The following is a 2,856-nucleotide window of genomic DNA, read 5'->3' as shown; positions in this document are numbered from 1 at the left end:
TGAGGCCGTGCGTCTGGTCCACCGGGCTGACGGCCGGCGGGAAGACGATCACCGGTGCCGCGAGCAACGCGGCGAGACTGATCACGCCCCCAAACTAAGATCAGCCGCCTACCCCGGCGAGTTGATCAGATACGCCGGGTGAACGCGGACCAGGAGCCTTCCGGGAACGCAAGGACGGGCCCGCTGGTGTTCTTGGAATCCCGACCCCCTACCTCCGTCTCCGCGAACGCCCCCTCCCCGCAGTTTGCGTTGGAGGTGCTGCGGCTGCTCTTGCGCCACCCGCAAGGCAGAAAGGCGATTTCCACGCAGTTGGATGTGTCGGTGCTGCGGCTGCTCTTGCGCCAGCGCGCCCCACTCAGGTTCAGCGCGAACATGGCGCGGCCTCCTCTTACTCGTGGTCGCCGGCAAGTGCCGAGATCAACTCTATGGACTCCGCCGGCTCCAGTGCCACGTTCAGAATATTGCTGAGGGCGACACGGTACGCGGCAATATCCTCCTTCTCATCCAAGAACAACCCCACGCTTTGGTGTTCGAGGTGCACCAGGCTGGGCTCTTCGCCGAAGTCCATCACGATGAACGGTCCGCGCAAGCCAACGTATGGCCCCGCCTGCAAGGGAACTACGCGAAGCGTGATGTTCGGTCGCTCGGCCGAGTCCACCAGCTGGCGGAGCTGCCGGCGCATGACGCCACTCTCAGCGATCGGGCGGCGCAGCGCCCCTTCGTCGATCACCGCGAGGAACTGCAAATCGCGGCGACGGAGCACCGCTTGCCGGGCCATCCGGGATGCCACCAGGTTGGTCAACTCGGACTCGGTCATCGCCTTGTTGATGCCCTTGATGATCGCCCCGGTGTACTCGTCGGTCTGGAGTAGGCCGGGAATCACCAGAGGCTCGTAGTTCTGGATGCGGGTGGCGCGGGACTCGAAGTCGATCAGCGCCTTCCACAGTTCCGGCAGGCCGAGGCCCTGGCTCTCCCACCAGCCGCGCTCGGCGGACTTCCTTACCTGGTCCAGGATCTGGTCCCGCTGCCGCTCCGGAACCCGGTACAGGCCGAGCAGCGCGGCCACCACGTCCACGCTGAGCATCCGGTGCCCGGTCTCGATCCGGCTGATCTTGCTGGCCGACATGCCGAGCTGCTTGGCGACCTCGGCTCCGGTCAGCCCCTTGTCCTCCCGCAGCGCCCGCAGTTGGTTGGCGACCTGGCGGGACCGGACGCTCGGGTTTGGCGACTCCGTCATGGCGGTGATCCTTCGATGCCGATCGGGTGCCGCGCAATCGCACAATCGGTTATCTTGCTGTCGGCCATTGCAACATGCGACGTTCCGTCGCATGGAATCCGATGACGGGCTGGCGGTCCGCCGGCGCTCGGAGCGGTTGCGGCGCACCGGCTTCCGGCAGACCCAGGTGATCGACCCGAGCACCGGCCGCCCGGCCTGGATGTGGGCGCGGGTGTGGCGCGGCGTCCGGGACGCCGTGATCGCCACCGCCGACGGGGCGCTGGCCTACCGGGTGTGGGACGCCGACTTCGACCAACACAACCCGTTCACCGTCGAGGACGACATCACCCTGTGGCGGGCGGTCGGCGAGTTCCTCCCGTGCAGCGCCGAACTGCTCGCGCTGGACCCGCCGTCCACGCACCGCCGGATCGTCCGGACCCGGCCGTGAACTGGCTGCTCGGGATCTTCACGCCCCGGCTGCACGCCGTCGCCGACCTCACGCCCCGCCTGATGTTCCACTCCATCCCGATCGTGTGGGCGGTGTGCGGCGCCCCGGCCGAGCTTGCCGAACCCCGCGGCACGTTCCCCACCTGCGCGCGCTGCCGCCAACACCTCGACCCCGATCACGGGGAGACGAACGGCGGCAGCGGCCGAGGGTCCGGCGACGGCGCCCAACGGCCGTCCACCAGCGCGTAGCGCCACGTCGGGCCCGTTGCCACCAGCGCCCGCAGCGCCCAGAGCAACCGGTCCACGTGCTCCCCGGTGTTTCCCAGCCCCAGGCTCGCCCGCACCGCCCGGTCTCCCGCGCCGGCCAGCAGCCGCCGGGTGGCGATGTGCGCGCAGAACAGCCCGTCCCGGACCCCGATCCCGTGCTCGGCCGACAGCGCCGCGGCGAGCAGTCCCGCGTCCTGGCCGTCCACGGCGAAGCTCGCCACGCTCACCCGCTCGTGCTCCGGACCGAACAGGCTCAGCTCGCGCACCCCGGGGATGGCCGCGAGCCCGGTGCGCAGCCGATGCAGCAGCGCCCGCTCGTGCTCGCGCACCCCCGCCCAGTTCCGGCTGATCGTCTCCGCCGCCACGGCCAGGGCGTGCACCCCGACCACGTTGGGGGTGCCGGCCTCGTGCCGCTCCGGCCCGGCCGCCCAGGACACCCCGAGCCGGTCACCGTGCCCGCTGACCTGACGGGTGGCGCCACCGCCGGCCAGGTACGGCTCCGCCGCCCGCAGCCAGTCCGCGCGGCCGATCAGCACGCCGGCCCCGAACGGCGCGTACAGCTTGTGCCCGGACAGCGCGACGTAGTCCACGTCCAGGTCCTGGATGTCGACCGGACGGTGCGGCGCCAGCTGGGCCGCGTCCAGCACCACCCGCGCACCGTGCGAACGGGCCACCTCGGCCAGTTCGCGCACCGGCCACAGCTCACCGGTCACATTGGACGCTCCGGTGAGGACGACCAGCCGCGGCCCCGTCGGACACCCCCGCAACGCCTCGTCCAGCACCCCCGCCGCGTCCGCCGCGCGCTCCGGCGTGACCACCCGCTGCACCCGCGTTCCCCGCCACGGCAGCAGCGCCGCGTGGTGCTCGGCGTCGAACAACACCACCGACGTCCCGCGCGGCACGGCCCGGGCCAGCAGGTTCAGCGC

Annotated in this window: 5 protein-coding genes; 2 read left to right on the top strand and 3 right to left on the bottom strand. The window is 71.0% G+C overall.

The window, feature by feature from the left end; all coding sequences use genetic code 11:
- Nucleotides 1-125: 125 nt before the first annotated feature.
- Entirely contained in the window at nt 126-374 is a 249-nt protein-coding gene (locus VFO68_RS19125; protein ID WP_325159684.1) for a DUF397 domain-containing protein, read from the bottom strand.
- A gap of 14 nt (nt 375-388) precedes the next feature.
- A complete protein-coding gene (locus VFO68_RS19120) occupies nt 389-1,237 on the bottom strand; it encodes a helix-turn-helix transcriptional regulator (RefSeq protein WP_325159683.1) in 849 nt (282 codons plus the stop codon).
- A gap of 91 nt (nt 1,238-1,328) precedes the next feature.
- Between VFO68_RS19120 and VFO68_RS19115 the strand changes: the two genes are divergently transcribed.
- A complete protein-coding gene (locus tag VFO68_RS19115) occupies nt 1,329-1,664 on the top strand; it encodes a hypothetical protein (RefSeq protein ID WP_325159682.1) in 336 nt (111 codons plus the stop codon).
- On the top strand, nt 1,661-1,912 hold the full coding sequence (locus VFO68_RS19110) for a hypothetical protein (protein ID WP_325159681.1): 252 nt from the start codon (nt 1,661-1,663) through the stop codon (nt 1,910-1,912). The genes VFO68_RS19115 and VFO68_RS19110 overlap by 4 nt, the downstream gene beginning before the upstream one ends.
- Here the strand turns inward: VFO68_RS19110 and VFO68_RS19105 are convergent.
- Nucleotides 1,840-2,856, bottom strand: a 1,017-nt coding sequence (locus VFO68_RS19105) for an aminotransferase class V-fold PLP-dependent enzyme (RefSeq protein WP_325159680.1), incomplete at its 5' end; no start/stop codon positions are given. The two genes, VFO68_RS19110 and VFO68_RS19105, sit on opposite strands and share 73 nt — an antisense overlap.

The sequence above is a fragment of the Actinophytocola sp. genome, assembly GCF_035712165.1.
Classification (GTDB): Bacteria; Actinomycetota; Actinomycetes; order Mycobacteriales; family Pseudonocardiaceae; genus DASYTH01.
The sequence above is the reverse complement of the archived record's forward strand: the minus strand, read 5'-3'. Positions and strand labels throughout refer to the sequence as shown.

Excerpts from the sequence above, each read along its gene's own strand:
- VFO68_RS19125 (WP_325159684.1), bottom strand. The coding sequence starts at position 374 with ATGTTCGCGCTGAACCTGAGTGGGGCGCGCTGGCGCAAGAGCAGCCGC.
- VFO68_RS19120 (WP_325159683.1), bottom strand. The coding sequence starts at position 1,237 with ATGACGGAGTCGCCAAACCCGAGCGTCCGGTCCCGCCAGGTCGCCAAC.
- VFO68_RS19115 (WP_325159682.1), top strand. The coding sequence starts at position 1,329 with ATGGAATCCGATGACGGGCTGGCGGTCCGCCGGCGCTCGGAGCGGTTG.